1 pseudogene is annotated in these 255 nt (G+C 41.2%); it reads right to left on the reverse strand.

The annotated features are described in order from the left end of the window. Positions 1-244 (reverse strand): annotated as a pseudogene (locus C3B52_RS35995) (reverse transcriptase domain-containing protein); the annotation flags it as partial. Between the last annotated feature and the right edge of the window lie 11 nt (positions 245-255).

Consider the following 255-nt stretch of genomic DNA (forward strand, 5'->3'; position numbering starts at 1 on the left):
CATGGTTTACTTTGTCAAAGAATTTCTCTAAGTCTAAATCAACAACCCACCGTTTCCCCTCTTTCATAAAACCTTTAGCCTTCCGAACTGCATCATGTCCTCGCCTATTTGGACGAAAGCCATAACTCATATGTTCACGTAGGAATTTTACTGACATACCGTCCACACCGTGGCTTCCTTTATTCTTTTCCACTCTCTTTAATGCTGTCAGAAGGTTTTCCCGTGACAGAAGTTGCTTCATCATGTTGAGGTATT

It is taken from the genome of Brevibacillus reuszeri (assembly GCF_002897295.1).
Classification (GTDB): domain Bacteria; phylum Bacillota; class Bacilli; order Brevibacillales; family Brevibacillaceae; genus Brevibacillus; species Brevibacillus reuszeri_A.